Raw genomic sequence first — 21,024 nt, 5'->3', positions numbered from 1 at the left:
GCCGTGCCCCGGTCAGGTTGGGTCCTGTCAGGTCACGCCGCGCGAACTGTCCCTTTCCATGGTGCCGGTCCGCGGATCGAACTGCGGGCGCTCGTACGCCAGTTCTCCACCGCTGCGGCCGCCGTAAGGGCGCCCGTGGTCGGCGAATTCTTCCCGAAAGAAGGCGAGGCACCACTGCCCCATCTGGATCCTGGCGCCGGTGCGAAGCACTGAAGGTCCGCCCTGCGCCACGCTGCCGCTGACCACGCCGTGAGGGACCAGGACGTACTCGTCCAGCTCGTCATGCCTGATTTCGGCATGGAGCCCTTCCAGCCCCTCCAGGAGGATGTCGCAGCCAGGGTCGCTTCCGATCGTGGTCTTCTCCCCGGCAAGCGTCACTTCCCTGGGGATCTGTCCGGTCCATGTGGCTGAATCCTGGACGAAGATCAACCGCGGCCGGCCGCTGCCCCGGGTGTAGTGCGTGGTGGTGATCCGGCGGTTTATCTTCCGCCGGACGGTGGGGAGCAAGGGCAACGGAGTGGACGGCGGCAGCAGCGGGACGGCTGCCGCCTTGCGCCGGCTCTGCCTGACAATCGGTACGAGTGCTCCCAGCTTGCCCAGTTTGATGTGGGGCGAGCGCGTCACCAGGCGCTGTGAGGCGGGGCTGTTCACCGCACCCAGGCTGACGATGCTTCCGTCCGGGCCGGAGAGGGTGACACTGAGTCCCTTCCCGGCCAGCATCTCCGCCAGTGGCCTGATTTCGTCCAGTGACGGGATGCCGCCGCCTCCCAGGGGTGCCAGGCTGTCCATGGACACCGTGACGTCCGTGCCCGAGGACCGGGCGCTGCCCCTCGTAACCGATCCGGACTCATCTGTGTACGAGAAGTCCAGATCCACGTCCAGGCGGTAGTCAGCCATATCCGTCAGCCACGGTTCAGATCGGAGCCGGCGGCATCCTTGTCGCTGGTGGTGACGCGCAGGCTGCCGTTCAGCTTCCAGGTGGCCCGGGGAGCGTCGGGGCCAATGTCACGCGGCACTTCGACGGTCATATCAACGAACTGGTAGTTGATCGCGGCACCCTTGCCGGTGAGGTATGACCACATCTCCTCCGCCAGGTCCGCCCAGTCCCGGATGCTGCGTTCGTTGGATGCGGTGTTTTCGGATGCACTCAGGTCAGTCATGATGGTCTATCCCCTTCATTGGGCCGGAAATCCTTGAAGAACATGTTGTACAGCAGCCAGGCACGGATCCGCGGGCGCCGGGAGGGCCCTGCGGTGCCGGATTAGGGATGGACCCAAGCCCGGCACCATCACTGTATTCCCGTGCTGCACCCGGTGGAAGGCGTGAAGCACGGAACGTTCTTACTCCGGTTTGGGTTCCCGTCCTGCACACTGGAGGCATGCGCCCAAAAGTTACCCCCGCCATCCCCCGCCCCGGACAGGAATCCGTATGGGACTACCCCCGGCCCCCACGCGTGGAGCCGGGCACCGAACGGATCCGGATCGTCCTTGGCGGCGAACTGATCCTGGACACCGCTGACTCGCTCAGGGTGCTCGAAACCAGCCACCCGCCGGTCTACTACTTGCCCCGGTCGGCGTTCCCGCCAGCGTCCTTGGAACCGGCCCCCGGAAGCAGCTTCTGTGAGTTCAAAGGCGCAGCACAGTACCTGACTGTCCACGGCGGCGGGACGGCGGCTGAAGCAGCAGCGTGGTTCTACCCTGAGCCATCCAAGGGGTATGAGGCACTGGCTGACCGCGTTGCCGTGTACCCGGGCAGGATGGACTACTGCGAAGTGGAGGGCGAGCGTGTCCGTCCGCAGGCGGGAGGCTTCTACGGAGGCTGGATCACTGACCGCGTGGCTGGCCCGTTCAAGGGCGAACCCGGGACCATGGGTTGGTGAGCACCCCCTTTCCCCACCTGGCTTCCAACAAATATCCAGACAACTCCCAGAGTCTGGGAGCATGATGGGAGCATGAACAAGAACGGTCCAGAAGCGAAGCTCCTCGTTGTCGACGACGAACCCAACATCCGCGAGCTGCTCTCCACTTCGCTGCGGTTTGCCGGATTCGACGTCGTCTCGGCAGCAAACGGACGTGACGCCCTTGCAGCCGCGGATGCCCATGCCCCGGACTTGGCCGTGCTGGACGTCATGCTCCCTGACATGGACGGCTTCACTGTCACCCGCCGCCTCCGCGCCGCAGGGAAGCATTTCCCGGTCCTGTTCCTTACTGCCAAGGACGACACCGAGGACAAGGTCACCGGGCTCACTGTCGGCGGGGACGATTACGTCACCAAACCGTTCAGCCTCGATGAGGTGGTGGCCCGGATCCGCGCCGTCCTGCGCCGCACGCAGCCGATGATGGATGACGACGCCGTGATCCGCGTGGACGATCTGGAGCTCGACGACGACGCGCACGAAGTACGCCGCGGCGGTACCGTGATCGAGCTCTCCCCCACCGAGTTCAAGCTGCTCCGCTACCTCATGCTCAACCCCAACCGGGTGCTCTCCAAATCCCAGATCCTGGACCACGTCTGGGAATACAACTTCAACGGTGACGCCTCCATCGTGGAGTCGTACATTTCCTACCTTCGCCGGAAGGTGGACATCGACCCCGACGCCCCCGCACTGATCCAGACCAAGCGCGGCGTGGGCTACGTGCTCCGGACGGCAGAAAAGCGCTGACCTTGCTGCAGCGATGGAAGTCGGCGTCCCTGAGGACGCAGCTGGTGGCCATGATCATGGCGCTGCTGATAGTTGCCCTGACAGTGACCGGGGCTGGAACGCTGGCGCTGCTGCACAGTTACCTGCAGGGGCAGGTGGACGGCAAACTGTATGCAGCTGTGGACCTGGCCCGGAAACAGCGCTCCTTCACGCCGCTGCAGGCTCCCACGAACCCGATGGTCCCCACGGACTATTCGTTGATTCTCTTCGCCCCCGGCGAGGAGCCCTATCCGTTCGGCGGCGATCCGGAGAACCGCCCGGACATCAGCTCCATCACCGTGGAACAGGCCCAGGCACGCGGGACAGTCCCTTACCAGGTACGGGGCACGGACGGCGAAAACTGGCGGGTGGTCGCGGTGCCCGTGCAGAACGGCCAGACCACAGCAGTGGTGGCCATAGGGCTGCCCCTGCGGAGCGTCGACGACGTCCTTAAGCATGCCACCCTGGTGGTGACGGGGGTGGGGCTGCTCACCCTGCTGCTCGCGTCCCTCATTGCAAGCTGGACCGTCTCCCGCTCCTTCAGGCCGCTGGCCCGGGTGGAAAAGACGGCGGCCGCAATCGCCGCCGGCGATCTTTCCCGCCGCGTGGAGGTCGAAAACCCCGGCACCGAGCTCGGGCGGTTGAGCAGGTCACTGAACGCCATGCTCGCCCATATCGAAACAGCCTTCGCGGCCCGCACCGCATCGGAGGCGAGGATGCGGCGGTTCGCGGCCGACGCCTCCCATGAGCTGCGGACCCCGCTCGTGACCATCCGGGGGTTCTCCGAGCTGTACCGGCATGGCGCGCTGGCCACGGAGGAAGACGTGTCCACAGCCATGGGAAGGATCGAAAGCGAAGCCAAGCGCATGGGTTCGATGGTGGAGGACCTGCTGCTGCTGGCCCGCCTTGACGAGCAGCGGCCGCTGCAGCAAAAACCCGTGGACCTCCAGCTCATTGCGCATGATGCCGTAGTGGACACCCAGGCCAGCGACCGCTCCCGCGTGATTTCGCTGACCGGCCTCGACGGCGGCCCCGCCACGCCTGCCCCTGCGCTGGGCGACGAAGCCAAGCTCCGCCAGGTAGTGGGCAACCTCGTGGGCAACGCCCTCCGTTACACCCCTGAGGGCAGCCCCATCGAGCTGGCGGTGGGGGTCCGGGCGGCGGAAGACGGGCAGCTGCTCTCCGTGATCGAAGTTCGGGACCACGGGCCGGGCATCTCGGAAGAAGACGCGTCCAAGGTCTTTGAACGGTTCTACCGGGCAGACACCTCCAGGACGCGGGAAACGGGAGGCAGCGGGCTGGGACTCGCCATTGTTGCCGCGATCGTGGGCTCCCACAGCGGCAGCGTCCGGGTTGAAAAGACCGACGGCGGCGGCGCCACCCTCGTGGTCAGCCTTCCGCAGCGTGACGACATCCCGGATACGGGGATGCGCGTGGAAGAGAACCGTGCTGAAAAGAGCAAGGGCAGCGGCGGCGAGGTTATGCACATATAGCCGTTTGCAGTGGCAGCGTCCCGAGCGGCTTCCCTACGCTCGAGGGCAAGGGTCCGGACCGGCCGGGCCCGCAGGCGCAAGCTGCCGCACAGCGAAAGGCACCACCATGAGCATTATCTCCGTCGATACCGAACTCCTGCAGCTGAAGTCCGCCAGCGTCCAGGCCACCATGGACAGAATCAGCGCCGATGTCCAGGCCATGAAACGCGGACTGGACGAACTCCAGGGTTCCTGGCGGGGCTCCGCCGCCACGAACTTCCAGGCACTGATTACGGAATGGACCCTCACGCAGGGGAGGGTGGAGGCATCACTGGCATCCATCAACACCGCGCTTGCCTCAGCAGCAGCCACCTACGCGCAGGCGGAACAGGGCAATACCCAGCGGTTCAGCTGAGCTGCGCCTAGGCTTCGGGTGTGCCCTGGTGGAACCGCAGCCGCCACCGGCCGCCGTCCAGTACCCACAGCGAGCTCCTGAGGGTGGTGCCGGAGCGCGCATAGCTGCGGTACGTGAGGAGGACCGCCTCAGCACCGACGCGTTCGGCACCCAGGATCTCGATGTCCGTCCGCTCGCCCGGGTCCTCCTCGAGCGCCATCATCATGGCGTCCCGGGTCCACATCCTGCCTGAGCTGCCGATCTCCATGAAATCGGGGTGGAGCAGGACGGCTGTCCGGCCGATGTCCCCGCGCACCAGCGGGCCCAGCAGTTCCCGCTCAAGTTCCTCCACCACGGCCTCAGGCGGGGCTTCAGCTGCCTTTGCGGCAGTTCCGGGCGCGTCGAAACCCCGGTTGTCCAGCTGGCTGAACAGATCAGGTTCCTCGTAGGCCACTGCCGGCTTTTCTGGTTCCGGGGGCGCGTCCCTGGCTTCCTGTATCGCCGGCGCCGGGTGTGCATGGTGGGCACCGGGAAAGCCTGGCCCGGAGCGGGCAGCCACGCCCTGCTGGTAGGCCGTTGCGGCCGCCCGCGCACGTTCGTCCGCGGCTTCGTTCAGGTCATGCCCGGCATGCCCCTTCACCCATTCGAAGGTGTACTTCCGGCCGGCAAGCTCACGGTCCAGCTCCTTAAGCAGGTCCACATTGAGGACCGGCTTCCCGTCTGCTTTGCGCCAGCCTTTGCGCTTCCATCCCGGCATCCACTTGGTGATCGAATTGATGACGTACTGGCTGTCGCAGAGGATGTGAAGGTCCTCCTGGGGAAGGTGGGCGGTGGCCCGGAACAGATCCAGGACCGCCATCAGTTCGCCTTGGTTGTTGGTCCCGTGGGGCCAACCGCCGGCACGCCAGCAGTCGTCATTCACGTACCAGGCCCAGCCGGCCGGACCAGGGTTTCCCAAGGCCGAACCGTCAGCCGCTGCAGTAATCGTCACCGGTCCATCCTGCCAGACCGGCACGACAAACCGGAGTCCACCCCGGACCGTTGTCCGGAAAGCGGTTACCGAAAGTACTTGACGCGGGGAGAGCCGGGCAGGCACAATCGCTGTATTGAAACGAGAAAGCGCTTTCTCATCCGGTCCCCAACACGCACCGCGCGGCGGCAGCCAACGAAAAGCGCCCTCAGCACCAGGAAGGCACATCAATGACGATCCCAAACCTCAGCCGGAGGAAGTTCCAGCTCGGCGCCGCCGCCGTTGCACTCTCCCTCCTCGCCACAGGCTGTGGCACCTCTTCAGGCTCTGAGAGCAATGAGGAAGTAACCCTCCGGTTTGCCTGGTGGGGCAACGAGTACCTCAACGCCCAGACCGAGAAGGTTATCGACGCCTTCGAGGCGGAACACCCGAACATCAAGATTGAATCCGAGCCGGGCGAGTGGGGCAGCTACTGGGACAAACTGGCCACCAAGACAGCCGCCAACGATGCGCCGGACGTGATCCAGATGGACCAGAAGTACATCGCGGAATACGGCGGGCGCGGGGCGCTCCTTGACCTGTCCAAGCAGGGCGGTATCGATACCTCCAAACTGGACCAGGAAGCCTTGGTGTCGGGCCAGTATGACGGCGCCCAGTACGGACTCAGCACCGGCCAGAACGCCTATGTCATCATGGCCAACACCAAGGTCTTCGAAGCAGCCAATGTTCCCGTCCCGGATGACACCACGTGGACGTGGGAGGAGTTCATGGCAACAGCCTCGAAGATCAGCGCCGCCGGGGACGGCAAGAACTACGGTGCCGCCTACGGAAGCAATGAAGCCGACCTGATCATCTGGCTGCGCCAGCACGGGGAGAACCTGTACTCGCAGGACGGCAAGCTCGATTTCGATACCGCCACGGCCGCGTCCTTCTGGGAACGGCTGAAGGAACAGCGCGACTCCAAGGCAAGTCCGCCGGCCACGGTGGCCACGGAGGACTCCGGCGCCGGACTCGAGGAGAGCCTCTTCGGCACCAACAGGGTAGGGATGGCGTGGTGGTGGACCAACCAGCTCGGGTCCCTGGAGTCCACCACCGGGAGCAGCATCAAGATGCTCCGGGCACCCAGCGTCGACGGATCGTCGGCTGAGAACGGGATGTACTACAAGCCCACCATGTTCTGGTCGGCTTCCTCACGTTCCAAGCACCCGGAAGCCGCTTCCACCTTCATCAACTACCTGGCCAACAGCCCGGAGGCCGGGGCCATCCTGATGACGGACCGCGGCGTGCCCACCAACACGGACATCGTTGAGAGCATTACGCCGTCCCTGAAGCCTGCCGACACCACGGTGGTGGGCTTCCTGAAGGACATCGCACCCGATATCAAAGATGCGCCGCCTGTTCCGCCGGTGGGGGCGGGCAGCGTGCAGAACGTCATCAAGCGCTACACCGATGAGGTGCTCTATGACCGCCTCACGCCCCAGGCGGCCGCTGACGCGTTCAAGAAGGAAGTTGAAGGAATGCTGGCCAGCGCCAGGTAGTAACATCCTGCGGTAAAACACGAATGTGGCCCCCTCCGGAGAGGGGGCCACATTCGTGTTTAGCGGGACAGGTCCCGGCAGGAGTGGCTAGAAGCCGCCCATTCCGCCCATGCCACCCATGTCGTCGCCGCCGGCCGGAGCAGCGTTCTTCTCCGGCTTGTCAGCAACAACTGCCTCGGTGGTGAGGAAGAGGCCGGCGATGGAAGCCGCGTTCTGCAGGGCAGAGCGGGTCACCTTGACGGGGTCGTTGACGCCGGCGGCCAGCAGGTCGACATACTCGCCGGTGGCTGCGTTCAGGCCGTGGCCGGCGGGCAGGCCGCGGACCTTGTCCACCACGACACCGGGCTCGAGGCCTGCGTTGAAGGCGATCTGCTTCAGCGGGGCGTCGATGGCAACGCGGACGATGTTCGCACCGGTTGCTTCGTCGCCGGACAGCTGCAGGTTGGCGAAGGCCTTGGCGCCGGCCTGGATGAGGGCTACGCCGCCACCGGCGACGATGCCTTCCTCGACGGCAGCCTTGGCGTTGCGCACGGCGTCTTCGATGCGGTGCTTGCGCTCCTTGAGCTCAACTTCCGTTGCGGCACCGGCCTTGATGACTGCAACGCCGCCGGCCAGCTTGGCCAGGCGCTCCTGCAGCTTCTCGCGGTCGTAGTCGGAGTCGGAGTTTTCGATCTCGGCGCGGATCTGGGAAACGCGGCCGGCGATCTGGTCGGCGTCGCCGGCACCCTCGACGATGGTGGTCTCGTCCTTGGTGACAACAACCTTGCGTGCCTGGCCCAGGAGTTCCAGGCCGGCGTTTTCCAGCTTCAGGCCGACTTCCTCGGAGATGACCTGGCCGCCGGTGAGGACGGCGATGTCGGCAAGCTGTGCCTTGCGGCGGTCGCCGAAGCCCGGAGCCTTCACGGCGACGGACTTGAAGGTGCCGCGGATCTTGTTGACGATCAGGGTGGCCAGGGCCTCGCCCTCGATGTCCTCAGCGATGATCAGCAGCGGCTTGTTGGACTGCATGACCTTCTCCAGGACAGCAACCAGTTCCTTGACGTTGGAGATCTTGGAGTTGACGATCAGGATGTACGGATCCTCGAGGACCGTTTCCTGGCGCTCAGCGTCGGTAACGAAGTAGGCGGAGATGTAGCCCTTGTCGAAGCGCATGCCTTCGGTGAGCTCAAGCTCCAGGCCGAAGGTGTTGGACTCCTCGACTGTGATGACGCCTTCCTTGCCCACCTTGTCCAGGGCTTCGGCGATGAGTGCACCGATTTCCTCGTCACCGGCGGAGATGGACGCCGTGGCGGCGATCTCTTCCTTGGTTTCGATCTCCTTGGCGGAGTTCAGAAGTTCGGCGGTGACGGCCTCAACGGCCTTCTCGATGCCGCGCTTGAGGGACAGCGGGTCGGCGCCGGCAGCAACGTTGCGCAGGCCTTCCTTCACCAGTGCCTGTGCCAGCACGGTTGCTGTGGTGGTGCCGTCGCCGGCGACGTCGTCCGTCTTCTTGGCAACTTCCTTGACCAGCTCGGCGCCGATCTTTTCGTAAGGATCGTCCAGCTCGATCTCCTTGGCGATGGAAACACCATCGTTGGTGATCGTGGGGGCGCCCCACTTCTTTTCGAGGACGACGTTGCGTCCACGCGGGCCGAGGGTGACCTTAACGGCGTCGGCGAGGATGTTCAGGCCCCGCTCAAGGCCGCGGCGTGCCTCTTCATCAAATGCAATGATCTTGGCCATAACGGCAGTAGTCCTTTCGGGACAGTCGTTAAGAATGAACCTTCGCTGCAGTGCCCGCGACGGACGACCCGTTGCCGGCGGCCTCTGTATGCCTTCGGGTGTGGGTCTCACTCCAGTTAGGTGTTTCTTCGCTCTTCGACCGATGCCGGCGCCGCCGGCCGGAGCCACGCTTTGCTTAGCAGTCGGTACGTCAGAGTGCTAACTCAATAATTAGCACTCCCCACGTGAGAGTGCAAGCGAATAACCGGCGGAAAGCACCCTGGCGGGCACGTCTTCGCCGAGGGCGATCAGCCGGCGGCGCGGCCTGCCGTTTCGACGCCGGTGGCCGCCGGAATGTTGTCGGCACCGTAGGTGAACACCGTGAAGGCGGCCGAGGTGATGTCACCGTTGGCATCGAAGGCGATGGGGCCCGATTCGCCGTCGTAATTGATGTCCGCACCGGAAGCCTTGCCTGCCAGGCAGTCTTTGTAGCTGGGGCAGGGCGCCGTTCCAGCCGGGCCGGTTCCGTCAGCAGTCCCGCCTGATACCGCGATCAGGCTTGCGGCGATTGAACGCCCGGAATCGTCCTCAGCCCTGGCCGCTGCCAGCGCGGCAAGGGTCACGGCGTCGTATGTCTCCGCAGCGAAGGACACATCTTTCAGGGCCGGATCAATGCCCAGTAGTCTTTCCTGGAACCCTGCCGAGGGAAGCTGCCCCGGGACGACCGCCCGGGCACCGTCCAGGGCTTTGGTTCCCAGTTTGGAGCCGTACGGGCTGAAGGCGCCGTCGCTCAGGATAAGCCTTGAGCCTGCGAGGGCGGCGTTGTTCAGCTCAGCCAGGGCGCCCTGTGCGCCGTCACGGGCCACCAGGATGACGGCGTCGGGTTGCGCCTCGCGGATTGCGGCAGCCGCAGATCCAGCTTCACCCGGCGTGAAGCCCACCGCTGACAACACGTCCAGGCCCGCCTGTTCAGCGGACGCTGAGACGGCCGCGGAGACATCGCTGCCGTAGGAGCCTTCCTGGTACACCACGGAGATGGTTGCGGCGCCGGCATCCTTGGCGAGCTTGGCCAGCACGGGTCCCTGCGCGACGTCGGCGGCGGCCGTCCGGAAGTAGTATCCGCCGCTGGCAATGCTGCTGAGCCCGGCCGCGGTGTTGGCAGGCGAAATCAGTGGCGTCCGCGCCCTGGAGAGGATGTCGACGGCTGCGGAGGCGTGGCTGGAGTCGGTGGGGCCAATGACCACATCCGCTTTGGCCTGGACCAGGGACTGCGCCTGGGACGCTGTGTCCTGGCCTGTTTCAACGGGGAGAAGTTCCACCGGCCGGCCCTTGTGCCCGCCGGCAGCGTTGATTTCCTTGACCGCGAGCTTGGCGGCAGCCAGTTGGGGACCGTTCAGGAAGCTGTTGGCACCGGTGTTGTCCAGGATGAGGCCGACCCGCAGCGTGCCGTCACCTGAGGCCTCCGCCGGTTCCGTGCGCGCGTTTCCGGTCACCCCGGAGCAGCCGGTGAGGGCGAGCGTGCCGCAGAGGGCTGCGGCGAACAACGGACGGATGGGTGCAGCGGAGGAAAACGGGTGCTTCACTCGGCCGGCCGGACGCTTTCGGCCTGCGGGCCTTTCTCGCCTTCGCCAACTTCGAGTTCCACGCGCTGGCCCTCGTCCAGTGCGCGGTAGCCCTCGCCCTGGATGGCGGACCAGTGGACAAAAACGTCGTCCCCGGAGCCGTCAACGGTGATGAAGCCGTAGCCTTTTTCCGCGTTGAACCATTTGACGGTTCCTCGTGCCATGATGACCACTCTTTCCGTTAGGTCCGGGATGCTGCGCCGGTGCCGCCGTGGCTCGAAGCCCGGAATTCACTCTAGCCAATGCTCGCCGGCAGCGCCGGGGCACAGCATGGCCGGCCGCAAACGTTATTCAGGCGTGACCCCCCGGCCTTCACCTGCGCGCATGTGGCGTGAGGCGCCCTGTTGGGGACCCCGGCCTACCGGTACCCGGGGCCGAGCACCACCACCAGGGGAACCTGGAATTCGGTGCTCTCCACCACGGTGGGGACTCCCAGGAGTTCCGCGAGGGCCTGCGCGTTGGCCTCCTGCGCCGCTCCCGCGTAGAAGATGATGGAGCCCTGCTGGGGCGCCCCTGCCCAGTTGCCTACCTGGCCCAGGGTCCACCCGTCCGACTGCACGGTTCCGCCCACCCGGCTGGCCAGCCCGGCAGTTCCGGCAGCGTTGTAGACCGCCACTGCCTGGGCCTTGTCCACTGTTGCGGCCGGAGCAGTGCTCCGGGGGCTGGACGGGATCCCGTTCCCCGCGGTGCCTGCCGGTTCGGGGGAAAACGACGGCTCCGGCTCGGTGGAGGGGACTCCTGCCGTCTCAGGCGTAGCGGACGGAGTCGAACCGGTTTCGGCCAGCGGCGCTGCTTCCAGGCTCGACGACGCCTGGGTTGCCGGACCGTCGAATCCCAGCTTGGGCAGGATCAGGAAGGAAACCACGCCAATGGCCAGCGCAACAATCCCCGCAGTCAGGATGGGCCAAAGACGGACCCGTGCCGGAGCGGAGGCTGTGCGGTGTACACCTTGTCGCGACGCGGTCTCCGGGACCTTGTCGAATTCATCGCGGGCGTATTTGGTCATGGGAAAGAGACATCCTTGTGTGTAGCTGCTGAGGACTCAGCGTGAGCGTCTTATGCGTCGGACCCCAGGCGGCGTGCAGTGCGTGCACGGTGACGCGACGTACGTAGTCTACGCAATCTCTTGACCAGCATGGGGTCGTGCGCCAGCGCATCCTCGGTGTCGATCAGGGCGTTGAGGAGCTGGTAATAGTGGGTGGCGGACAGATCGAACAGTTCCCGGATGGCCTGTTCCTTGGCGCCGGCATACTTCCACCACTGCCGCTCCAGTGCGAGCATCTGCTGGTCCCGCTCGCTCAGCGGCGACTCCCGCAGCGTGAAATCCGCCAGCAGGGTGTTCCGTTGTGCCTGCGCCGGCAGGTGCTCCCGAGCTGGCTCCGCCACGGCGCACTCTCCTTAGCTGGTTACGTAAATGTCTGACCCCCATGCTACGGACGAACAACACCATTGTCATTTGCGCATAGCCCTGCCGCACACGCCGAACGGTACAGCCGGCGCCTCCAGCCGCCTGCAAGAATGGACTGATGTTTGAATCGGACGCCTTGTTTGAGCTGGAGCAGGAACCGGCAGGCAGCACCGGCTTCGCCGGTCTGGCGCAGCTGCCGCTGGCGGAGCTGATGGCGCCCGACTGGGCCGCCGCACTCTCGGACGTGGACGCGGAACTTCGCGCCGTTCTTCGCTTCGCGGCCGGCGAGGTGGCGGCCGGGCACCAGGTCCTGCCGGCGCCGTCGAACGTCCTGCGGACCTTCCGCCAGCCCCTCGCGGAAGTGAAAGTGCTGGTTGTAGGACAGGACCCCTACCCCACACCGGGACACGCCGTCGGACTGTCCTTTGCCGTTGACCCGCACGTCCGGCCCATTCCCAGGAGCCTCGCGAACATCTACCGGGAGCTGGAGGCTGACCTGGGAATCCCGCCGAGGGCGCATGGTGACCTCTCCGCGTGGGCCGGGCAGGGGGTGCTGCTGCTGAACCGCGTAATGACGGTACGGGCGGGATCTGCGGGATCCCACCGGAGGAAGGGCTGGGAAGAAATTACGACGGCGGCCGTCGAGGCGCTGGGCGCGCGGCGGGCACCGGACGGGTCGCCCTTGCCGCTGGTCGCGGTTTTGTGGGGAAAGGACGCCGAGAGCGTGCGCGCGCTGCTGCCCGGGGTCCCGGCAGTGTCCAGCGCGCACCCCAGCCCCTTGTCCGCTTCACGGGGTTTCTTTGGTTCCCGCCCGTTCAGCCGTGTCAACGAGCTCCTGCGTGAGCAGGGGGCCGCGGACGTAACCTGGGAGCTTCCGGCGGTGCCCTAGCTTAGGCTTGCCTTATGAGCATTGTTCCCGCCTCCACCAGCGCCAGCAAGAAAAGCCGCCCCCAGGTCAACCTCACGGTGGTGCGCCGGGAACAGTTGGCGCCGCAGATGGTCCGGATTGTCGCGGGCGGTGACGGTTTCGCCGATTTCGTCAACAACGGCTTTGTTGACCGCTACGTCAAGATCGTCTTTCCGCAGCCGGGTGTCCAGTACCCCTCACCCCTCGATCTGTGGAGCATCCGGGAGACCATGCCTCGGGAACAATGGCCTTTCACGCGCACATACACCCTTCGCTGGGTGGATACGGCGGCCCGGGAACTCGCCATCGACTTTGTGGTCCACGGCGATGAGGGGCTGGCTGGGCCGTGGGCGGCCAGGGCCCAGCCGGGCGACACCCTGACTTTCACCGGCCCGGGCGGAGCGTACAACCCGAATCCCGAAGCTGACTGGTACCTGTTCGCCGGAGACGAGGCCGCCCTGCCCGCCATCGCCGCCTGCATTGAATCCCTGCCTGCGGAAGCGGCCGGCGTCGCGTTCCTCGAGGTCGATTCCGACGCCGACATCCAGCCGATTGCCGCCCCGGCCGGGCTGGAACTGCGCTGGCTCTTCCGCCACGGTGTCGCCGCAGGCGAAAGCAACCTCCTGGTCCAGGCCGTCGCGGACGCTGACTGGCCTGCCGGGAGGGTGGACGTTTTTGCCCACGGCGAGCGGGGGTACATGAAGGCGCTCCGGGATGTCCTTTTCGTCCAGCGCGGACTGGAACGCAAGCAGGTGTCCCTGTCCGGCTACTGGGCCAAGGGCCGCGTCGAGGACGTTTTCCAAGCGGAGAAGAAGTTGCCCGTAGGACAGATCTAGGCAGCCAGGCCAGGTCAGCGGCGGCGGGCCCGCCGGCGCTCGTTGCTGGCCAGGCTGCGGGTCAGTGGCCTCGCCAGGGTATCCCCCAGCACGATCCCCCCGGCAGTTCCCAGGACGATGGCACCGGCGTTGAGCATCCCGCCGGCGCCGAGCAGGATCTCGGCTTCCTCGATGGTCAGTACGTACATGGAGCGGAAAATGGTGAGGCCGGGCAGCAGGATCAGTGCCGCCGGTACCGCCACCACCAGCTGGGGTGCTCCCATCCGCAAGGCGACCACCCGGGCCAGCAGGCCGATCACCACGGCGGCCAGGGCCGGCGAGAACCGGTCACCAATGCCCAGCAGGCCGCCGCCCAGCAGGACCAGGTACCCCGCGACCCCCACGGCCGCGGTGGGAAGCAGGAGCTGCCAGGTGGTCTGCTCGGTCACCCCGATGGCCATCACCGCCACGGCAACAAGGATCACCAGCACCCACAAGTCGTAGGCGGGCGGGAAGGTCTGCGTCACGTCGATGGCCTGCATGCTGGTCAGCTGGCCCACCACGAAAGCTACGGCGATGCCTGCCACCAGCGCGCCAAAGGTCAGCAGGGTGGAAAGGAACCGCCCCGCGGCGGTCACGGGGAAGCCGTTGATGGCGTCCTGCACGGAGGAGACCAGCCGGCCTGTGGGCAGGAGCAGGAGGATTCCGCCCACCACCACGATCGCCGGCGAGGTGGTCAGCCCAAACTGCCACAAGAGCAACGCCAGCAGGGTCACGGCGAAGGAGCAGCTGGCGGTGGTGAAGAAGTCCGGCACGCGCCAGCGGCCCAGCTGGCGGGCCAGCAGGCTCACGCCGATGTTGACGGCGAACGCTATGGCGGAGGACACTGGGCCGCCGCCCAGCACCGCAACGAACGCGGCGGCAAATACCCCGAACGCCGCCGTCACCATCCAGCGGGGGAACGGCTTGGGACTGGTAATTGCCTCATCCAGCCGGCGGATCGCCTCGTCGCGCCCCACTCCCCCGGCAACGATGTCCGTCACCAGCTGGTGGACCTTCGCCAGGCCCGCATAGTTGTTGGTCCAGGACCGCACCACCCGCAGCAGCGCAATGGGGGTCTGGTCCTTCGGGGCGTAGTTGATGCCCACCGACTGGTTGGTGATGTCCACTTCGATGTTCTTCAGGCCAAGCGCCGCCGTGACGGCAATGATGCTGGTTTCAACCTCGAGGGCTCCCGCACCGTAGCGGAACATGGTTTCGGCCAGGTGCAGCGCGAAATCCAGGGTTTTCCGGGCGGACGTGTCCACGCCGCCCACCTGGATCATGGGGTTCGCATAGGGGCTCCCGGTGAGCCTGTCCACGATGCTCATGGGAGCCGTAGGCGGGTTCTCGCCCTGGACCAGGCGCCGCAGCATCCTTTTCGCCGCAGCATTCTGCCGCAGCTGGGAGGGGGTCAGCGGCTCGGTTTTGGGCAGGCCGTCCGTGCGCGGCGTTGCCTTCGGTGATGGCGTTGCCTTCGGTGATCCGCCGCCGGGATAGTCAGGCCGGTCGGTCATGGGTCCCTCCTCCCGTTGTAATGGTGTGCAGCGTGGCTGCGGAGCGCGTCAGGCGGAGCGCCGCAGGGGCAGTTTGGTCAGCAGGAGGCGGGCGGCGCCCGCTGCCGCGCGGGCAAGCTTGTTGGCGCGGAACACTGCCGGGCGGAGAGGCATCACAAAGTCGCCCACGAGCTGGACCACTTCGCCGCCGAAGCCCTTCTTGAACTCGTAGCCCCCGTGGCCTTCCTCGTCCTGGCCGGAGATGCCGAACGTACCGTAGAAGTTGTACCGCCGGTAACCCTTTTCAAGGGCGTGGAGCATCATCCCCCAGTACAGCGACGTGGCGCCGTTGAAGTAGATGTAGTCCTGCACGGTGCCGCCGATGACGCAGACCACTTCGTCGCCGTAGCAGACGAAGTGGATGGCGGCCACCGTGGCAACGCCAACCGAATCCGGAAAACGTTCGATGTCCTTGAGGCTTCGCTCGTAGCTGTCCACCAGGTCCTGGACCACTTTGAGCCGGTTGGCCTTCTTCTTGCTGCCGGTCTCCTCCACGTCGCGGCGGAGTTCTGCCGCGGTTTCCGATTCCGCGGCCAGCCGCTCCGTAATGGATTTCCGGTAGGCGGGAATGTCGATCTTGGCCATCATGAGCTTGGTGAACTCGGCCGACGTGGTGCGGAGCAGCTGTTCGTAGTAGGCGCGTTCGCGGTAGACAAAACCCTTTTCGTCGCCGGCCCGGCTCAGGGCGCCGTAGAACTCGTCAAGGGTCTCCAGCGTTGCCTGTTCCAGGAAAACACCGTTCTTTTCCGCTTTGCGGATGGCCTTCCGGGTGCGGTAGCTGGTGCCCATGATCAGTTCTTCCGCATCCTGGATGCCTTCCAGGCTCTTGATGAACATCCAGTTCACGTTCACGAAGTTCATGTCCAGCCCCTGGTGCTGGAACCCCAGCCCGCCGAGCTGGTCCACCAGCGGCCTGTTGTCCTCCACTTCGGGGTGTTCCGCGCCGTCGGCATCGCGGGCGATGTACCTGAGGTTCGGGGAGATCCGCAGCTCGGCGGCTTTCCGCTCCGCTGCACGTTTGCGGAGGAGTTCGACGACGGCGCGCACCAGTTCAGGGTCCGTGTAGTCCATCAGGGGGCCCTTGGCGCATTCGCACACCGTGTAGCCGAGGCGCGTGGTGGTGTAGTTCAGTTTGCCGGCCGCCACCAGTTCACCGTCGCGGCGCACTCCGAAGAGTTCAACCTGCTGTCCCCGGGCGCGCTGGAACCGGGCGAAGTCGAGGGACTGGAGGAAGCTGTTCTGTGGGTGCTTCAGTGCGAACTGCTCGAATTCGGCATCGCTGAGCATGGCGAACTCCAGGTCGGCGGCGGAGATTGCAGTCAAGGGGTTACCTTCTTCACGAATGGGGGCTGGCATAGGCAGGATGTGGGCAGGCCGGCGGCGGGGATGGCTGAGAAGTCAGCTGCGGCCCCGCCTTCCGGGTCAGTAGAACTGCTGGCCGGTGCGGGCAGTTTCGATCCGGCGGAACACCTTCTCGGCTCCCTTAACCCAGAGCCGGTGCTTGAGGGGCGAGAGAACGTAGTCGTGGCACCCGACAAAATCGGTGACAGTCTTGGTGAAGCTGGTCTTGAACATGCCCATCCCGTAGAGATTGTGGCTCTTGTCCTTGATCCGTGAGGCTGGCGGGGTGCCGCAGAAGTCGTATTCCGTGCAGCCCAGTTCCTGCATGCGCCGGATGGCAGCCCACTGGACGAGGTGCGAATCGCCGTACTGCGTGCGGTTCTGGGTGGAGCCGCCGTCCTTGTAGGTGGCTTTGGCACCATAGTTGATGACGAAGGCTCCCACACTGGGTTTTCCGTCCTCATAGGTGAAGAAGAAGTTGCCCTGGCCCCGGTTGCAGAATTCGTCCCAGAACGCAGCGTAATACTCGTAGCTGCGCAAGGGCATGGAGCCCTTGGCGCTGACGGTGTCCGCCATCAGGCCATAAAGGGCCCGGTAGGTTTCCGGACCGTGTTCCTTGCGGACCACTTCGCAGCCTTCCCGCTGGGCCCGTCGGATGGCGTTACGTGCCCGGGAGGAGATGGCCTTGAACACCGCTTCTTCGGGGCCGGAGATATCCAGCAGCGCAGTGGAGTCGTTGGACTGGATGTTGGGCGCCTTGACCAGGCCCGCCCCCCTCAGGTGTGCCTGGGCCTCCTCCGAGTACACGATGTCCGGCTCGATCTTGATGGTGAAGACGTTGAGCTTCCGGCCGCGCACCAAAGCTGCGCAGGCCTCCAGCGCCGCTTTGAGGTCCGCCGCCGCTTCCAGGTCGGGGCCCTTGATGAGGTACCAGAGCCGGCCCAGCACAGGGAAGCTCTTTTCGAGCACCAGGTTGTAGCTGGCAGATCCACCGTTTTCGAGGACCAGGAAGCGGACTTTCCAGCCGCTGCCGTTCTTCACTGACGCGTACGCGGCGGACTGCAGCATGTTGCCGCCGTTGGGGTTGGCAGTGACGTGCTTGTCCCAGTTTTCAATCTCTTCGGCTGTGGCAAAACGTGCGGTAAATTCTCGCAAGGGGGCCGTGTCCAATCGGTGTCGTGCGCGGTTTCGGTACTCGTGTCTGCGTGCGGACATGCAGCCTCAAGTCTAAAGCCTGAAGCCCCCACGGCTTTTCAGCAGCCGGCCCGTGCCTGCCGTCACCCGCGCCCTTGACTCGGGCGGACCGGTTGGCAAGGGTGGAGGCATGCAGCCGAACCGTCAAGACTTGTCTTACCCGCCTGATGGAAGCGACCAGCCGTACAGCGCGCGGGTCCAGGCAGCGGTGCTGGCCGGATTCCTGGTGGCATCCTTCCTGGTGGCCGGGTTCGGCGGATTCTCCACCGTGGACAACGTGGACGGTTGGTATGCCACGGCTGACAAGGCACCCTGGTCCCCGCCCAACTGGCTCTTCGGCCCGGTATGGACACTGCTCTACACAGCCATGGCGGTGGCTGCCTGGCTGGTCTGGCGGAAGCGGGCTCCCAAAACCAGGCGGGCGCTGACTGCCTACGCGGTCCAGTTGGGGCTGAACCTCGCCTGGACTCCGGTGTTCTTCGGCCTCTACCCCGCTCTGGGGACGGCTGCCCTCTGGCTGGCCATGGCCATTATTGTGGCCCTGATCGCCGCGGTCACGGTGACGGTGCTCTACTTCGGCCCCATCAGCCGGACCGCTGGACTGCTGCTGCTGCCCTACATTGCCTGGCTGGTCTTCGCGTCCACCTTGAATTGGTGGGCTGCAGTCCACAACTGAAGGTTTCCTGTTCCTTCAGCATTCGACGACGTTGACGGCGAGGCCGCCCATGGCCGTTTCCTTGTATTTGGAGCTCATGTCCTTGCCGGTCTCGCGCATGGTCACGATGACCTCATCCAGCGAGACGCGGTGGGAGCCGTCGCCCCAGAGCGCCATCTTCGCGGCGTTGATCGCCTTCGCCGCCGCGATCGCGTTCCGCTCGATACACGGAACCTGGACCAGCCCGCCGATCGGATCACACGTCAACCCCAGGTTGTGCTCCATCGCGATCTCCGCCGCGTTCTCCACCTGCGCCGGGGTTCCGCCCATCACCTCAGCCAGGCCCGCAGCAGCCATCGACGACGCCGACCCCACCTCGCCCTGGCACCCCACCTCAGCCCCCGAAATCGACGCCTGCTCCTTATACAGCACCCCCACAGCGCCGGCGGCGAGCAGGAACCTGACCACCACATCATCCCGGTCCTCCTGGGAGGCGTTCTCCATCCCCGGCGCGAAATGCAGCGCGTAATACAGCACCGCCGGAATAATCCCCGCCGCACCGTTCGTCGGCGCCGTCACCACACGGCCCCCGGAAGCGTTCTCCTCATTCACCGCCAAGGCGACCAAGTTAACCCACTCCTGCCAATACTTCGGATCATGGAACTCCCCCGCCCCGTCCTGGCTGTCACCGGCAGGCCGGGCGCTTTCCTTCCGCAACCGGTCATACCAGTCAGGGGCCCGCCGCCGGACCTTCAACCCGCCCGGCAACACCCCCTCACGCTTCAGGGACGTGGCCACACACCCCTCCATCACCGAGTAAATGTGCAGCAGGCCCGCCCGGATCTGCTCCGGGGTGCGGCTGTCCTCCTCGTTGACCCGCATCACCTCACTGATCCCCAGCCCGGTCACCCGGCAATGCTCCAGCAACTCCGCCGCGGTCCGGAACGGCAGCGGCAGCTCCTGCTTGGACTCCTCCAACTCCTGCAGCGCCGCGTCCTCCTCACCCTCACGGACAATGAACCCGCCACCCACCGAAAAGAAAGTGGCGCTGTGCAGGACGTTGCCGTCGGCGTCCGAGACCGTAAACGTCATCCCGTTCGTATGCCGCGGCAGGACCGTCAACGGCCGCAGCACCATATCCTTCACCCCGTACGGCAAAGCCACCGCACCGGCCAGCTGCAGCAACCCGGTCTCCGCAATCGCGGCCAGCCGCTCCTCCACCTCATCGGGCAGGATCAGCTCCGGATGAAACCCCTCCAACCCCAACAAAATGGCAGTCATCGTCCCATGCCCATGACCCGTCGCCGCCAACGACCCATACAGATCCACCCGCAACGACGCCACCCCCGCCAACACCCCGGAGCCCTTCAACTCCCCGGCGAACACAGCAGCAGCCCGCATCGGCCCCACAGTATGAGAACTCGAAGGCCCGATCCCAATAGAAAAAAGATCAAAAACGCCAACAGCCATGACGGGTTTTCCTAACAGATCGAAAAGCCAAGAGTTTTTGTCCAGATACGCAGGCCTAAACACCCCCACACCCTGCATACCTGGACAAAAACTCCAAAGGTAAACTACGTGGCGCGCTTGTAGAACGGGAGATCGACGACGACGAACGGCTCCGCCTTGCCCCGCAGGTCGATGTCCAATGCCGTGCCGGCCCGGGTGAACTCAACATCGACGTACGCCATGGCGATCGGGTACCCCAGGGTGGGCGAAGGCTGCCCGGAGGTCACTTCGCCCACGGTCTTGCCGTCCTTGAGCACGGGGTAGTGTGCGCGGCCGGCGCGCCGGCCCAGTCCTTTGAGTCCCACAAGCCTGCGGCCTGCAGTGGAACCGGCTCCGGCCTCCTTCTTGGCGGCCAGGGCGGCCTTTCCCACGAAGTCGCCTTCCTTGGAGAGCGCGACGACGGGACCCAGTCCGGCGGCGAAGGGGTCACCCTGCAGCGAGAGCTCGTTCCCGTACAGCGGCATCCCCGCTTCAAGTCGGAGGGAGTCGCGCGAAGCCAGCCCGGCAGGCGTCAGCTCCCCATCCTCCGCGATGGCGGCGAGTGCCTGCCAAAGGGCGGAGGCGTCGTCGTTCGCCACAAAGATCTCAAAGCCGTCCTCACCGGTATAGCCGGTGCGCGCAAGCAGGAGCTCCTGCCCGGCACCTCCCACAAGGAACGGAACCTCCACGGCGGCATAGTACTTCAGCTCCGTGACCAGCCCGTGCTGGGCAGCCGGGACAAGGCGCAGCAGCAACTCCTGCGCCCTGGGACCCTGGACGGCGATCAGCGAGGTGGCCGCGGAGGCGTCGTCCACCCGGACGTTGAACCCGGCTGCACGTTCGGCCAGGGCCGCGGCCACCACGTCCGCGTTGCCTGCGTTGGGAACCACCAGGAAGCGGTCCGTCCCGTCTCCTGCGGTATCGGCCGCAGGGCGGCGGTAGGTGATGAGGTCGTCGATGATGCCGCCGTCTTCAGTGCAGATCAGCGAGTACTTGGCCTTGCCCACGGCCATGGCCGAGATCTTTCCCACCAGCGCATAGTCCAGGAACGCGGCGGCCTCCGGCCCGGTGACCCAGACCTCGCCCATGTGGGACAGGTCAAAAAGCCCTGCGGAGTTCCGGACGGCGTGGTGCTCGGCCAGTTCGGAGCTGTACTTCAGGGGCATCTGCCAGCCGCCGAAGTCGGTAAAGGAGGCACCCAGCTTCGTGTGCTCGTCATAGAGGGCGGTGCGCTTCTCAGTCAT

General features: G+C 65.5%; 21 protein-coding genes. 8 read left to right on the top strand and 13 right to left on the bottom strand.

Going from position 1 to position 21,024, the window contains the following annotated elements:
* Positions 1-27 precede the first annotated feature (27 nt).
* Positions 28-897 carry an FHA domain-containing protein gene (locus IEX43_RS11220; protein WP_188811072.1) on the bottom strand — a complete coding sequence of 290 codons (870 nt, stop codon included), beginning with the start codon at positions 895-897 and terminating at the stop codon, positions 28-30.
* Between the two features lie 5 nt (positions 898-902).
* The gene (locus tag IEX43_RS11215; RefSeq protein WP_188811070.1) at positions 903-1,160 is read right to left on the bottom strand and encodes a hypothetical protein; all 258 of its coding nucleotides are present in this window, start codon (positions 1,158-1,160) and stop codon (positions 903-905) included.
* Positions 1,161-1,378: 218 nt separating this feature from the next.
* Between IEX43_RS11215 and IEX43_RS11210 the strand changes: the two genes are divergently transcribed.
* The 4 genes from IEX43_RS11210 (at position 1,379) to IEX43_RS11195 (ending at position 4,567) form a co-directional block, all read left to right on the top strand.
* A complete protein-coding gene (locus IEX43_RS11210) occupies positions 1,379-1,879 on the top strand; it encodes a DUF427 domain-containing protein (RefSeq protein ID WP_188811068.1) in 501 nt (166 codons plus the stop codon).
* Positions 1,880-1,951: 72 nt separating this feature from the next.
* Positions 1,952-2,662, top strand: a complete 711-nt coding sequence (locus IEX43_RS11205; RefSeq protein WP_104186151.1) for a response regulator transcription factor — start codon at positions 1,952-1,954, stop codon at positions 2,660-2,662.
* A 2-nt stretch (positions 2,663-2,664) separates the two neighbouring features.
* Positions 2,665-4,173, top strand: a complete 1,509-nt coding sequence (locus tag IEX43_RS11200) for a sensor histidine kinase (protein WP_229666417.1) — start codon at positions 2,665-2,667, stop codon at positions 4,171-4,173.
* Positions 4,174-4,279: 106 nt separating this feature from the next.
* Entirely contained in the window at positions 4,280-4,567 is a 288-nt protein-coding gene (locus IEX43_RS11195) for a WXG100 family type VII secretion target (RefSeq protein WP_188732313.1), read from the top strand.
* 7 nt (positions 4,568-4,574) lie between these two features.
* Here IEX43_RS11195 and IEX43_RS11190 read toward each other — a convergent pair whose 3' ends face one another.
* A complete protein-coding gene (locus IEX43_RS11190; protein ID WP_188811066.1) occupies positions 4,575-5,537 on the bottom strand; it encodes a ribonuclease HI family protein in 963 nt (320 codons plus the stop codon).
* Positions 5,538-5,746: 209 nt separating this feature from the next.
* On the opposite strand from IEX43_RS11190, the gene IEX43_RS11185 reads away from it, so the two are divergent.
* A complete protein-coding gene (locus IEX43_RS11185; RefSeq protein WP_188811064.1) occupies positions 5,747-7,054 on the top strand; it encodes an ABC transporter substrate-binding protein in 1,308 nt (435 codons plus the stop codon).
* 87 nt (positions 7,055-7,141) lie between these two features.
* Here IEX43_RS11185 and groL read toward each other — a convergent pair whose 3' ends face one another.
* From groL to IEX43_RS11160, 5 genes are all read right to left on the bottom strand, one after another.
* Entirely contained in the window at positions 7,142-8,776 is a 1,635-nt protein-coding gene (groL, locus tag IEX43_RS11180; protein WP_066273856.1) for a chaperonin GroEL, read from the bottom strand.
* A 287-nt stretch (positions 8,777-9,063) separates the two neighbouring features.
* On the bottom strand, positions 9,064-10,338 hold the full coding sequence (locus IEX43_RS11175) for an ABC transporter substrate-binding protein (RefSeq protein WP_188811062.1): 1,275 nt from the start codon (positions 10,336-10,338) through the stop codon (positions 9,064-9,066).
* Positions 10,335-10,541 (bottom strand): cold-shock protein, encoded by a 207-nt coding sequence (locus tag IEX43_RS11170; protein WP_139028133.1) that lies wholly within the window; start codon positions 10,539-10,541, stop codon positions 10,335-10,337. Before IEX43_RS11170 ends, IEX43_RS11175 begins: the two co-directional genes overlap by 4 nt.
* A 194-nt stretch (positions 10,542-10,735) precedes the next feature.
* Positions 10,736-11,383 (bottom strand): LytR C-terminal domain-containing protein, encoded by a 648-nt coding sequence (locus tag IEX43_RS11165; RefSeq protein ID WP_188811060.1) that lies wholly within the window; start codon positions 11,381-11,383, stop codon positions 10,736-10,738.
* Positions 11,384-11,433: 50 nt separating this feature from the next.
* Positions 11,434-11,763, bottom strand: a complete 330-nt coding sequence (locus tag IEX43_RS11160) for a DUF3263 domain-containing protein (protein WP_188811058.1) — start codon at positions 11,761-11,763, stop codon at positions 11,434-11,436.
* A gap of 140 nt (positions 11,764-11,903) precedes the next feature.
* Between IEX43_RS11160 and IEX43_RS11155 the strand changes: the two genes are divergently transcribed.
* The gene (locus IEX43_RS11155; protein ID WP_188811057.1) at positions 11,904-12,674 is read left to right on the top strand and encodes a uracil-DNA glycosylase; all 771 of its coding nucleotides are present in this window, start codon (positions 11,904-11,906) and stop codon (positions 12,672-12,674) included.
* Between the two features lie 14 nt (positions 12,675-12,688).
* Entirely contained in the window at positions 12,689-13,528 is an 840-nt protein-coding gene (locus IEX43_RS11150; protein WP_188811055.1) for a siderophore-interacting protein, read from the top strand.
* A gap of 14 nt (positions 13,529-13,542) precedes the next feature.
* Here the strand turns inward: IEX43_RS11150 and IEX43_RS11145 are convergent, their stop codons facing one another.
* The 3 genes from IEX43_RS11145 to IEX43_RS11135 all read right to left on the bottom strand — a co-directional run bounded on the left by IEX43_RS11145 (position 13,543) and on the right by IEX43_RS11135 (position 17,658).
* The gene (locus IEX43_RS11145; protein ID WP_229666416.1) at positions 13,543-15,063 is read right to left on the bottom strand and encodes a threonine/serine exporter family protein; all 1,521 of its coding nucleotides are present in this window, start codon (positions 15,061-15,063) and stop codon (positions 13,543-13,545) included.
* 48 nt (positions 15,064-15,111) lie between these two features.
* Entirely contained in the window at positions 15,112-16,458 is a 1,347-nt protein-coding gene (locus tag IEX43_RS11140; RefSeq protein WP_188811053.1) for a peptidoglycan bridge formation glycyltransferase FemA/FemB family protein, read from the bottom strand.
* Between the two features lie 66 nt (positions 16,459-16,524).
* Entirely contained in the window at positions 16,525-17,658 is a 1,134-nt protein-coding gene (locus IEX43_RS11135) for a lipid II:glycine glycyltransferase FemX (RefSeq protein WP_188811051.1), read from the bottom strand.
* 109 nt (positions 17,659-17,767) lie between these two features.
* Here IEX43_RS11135 and IEX43_RS11130 point away from each other — a divergent pair, with 109 nt between their 5' ends.
* The gene (locus IEX43_RS11130; protein ID WP_188811049.1) at positions 17,768-18,313 is read left to right on the top strand and encodes a TspO/MBR family protein; all 546 of its coding nucleotides are present in this window, start codon (positions 17,768-17,770) and stop codon (positions 18,311-18,313) included.
* A 15-nt stretch (positions 18,314-18,328) separates the two neighbouring features.
* Here IEX43_RS11130 and IEX43_RS11125 read toward each other — a convergent pair whose 3' ends face one another.
* Complete coding sequence (locus IEX43_RS11125; RefSeq protein ID WP_188811047.1) at positions 18,329-19,762, bottom strand: L-serine ammonia-lyase; 1,434 nt, start codon at positions 19,760-19,762, stop codon at positions 18,329-18,331.
* 104 nt (positions 19,763-19,866) lie between these two features.
* Complete coding sequence (gcvT, locus tag IEX43_RS11120; RefSeq protein ID WP_188811045.1) at positions 19,867-21,024, bottom strand: glycine cleavage system aminomethyltransferase GcvT; 1,158 nt, start codon at positions 21,022-21,024, stop codon at positions 19,867-19,869.

The sequence above is a fragment of the Pseudarthrobacter polychromogenes genome (assembly GCF_014644495.1).
In the GTDB taxonomy this organism is placed as follows: Bacteria; Actinomycetota; Actinomycetes; order Actinomycetales; family Micrococcaceae; genus Arthrobacter; species Arthrobacter polychromogenes.
Note: the sequence above shows the minus strand (reverse complement) of the source record. Positions and strands in the feature narration are given on the sequence as shown.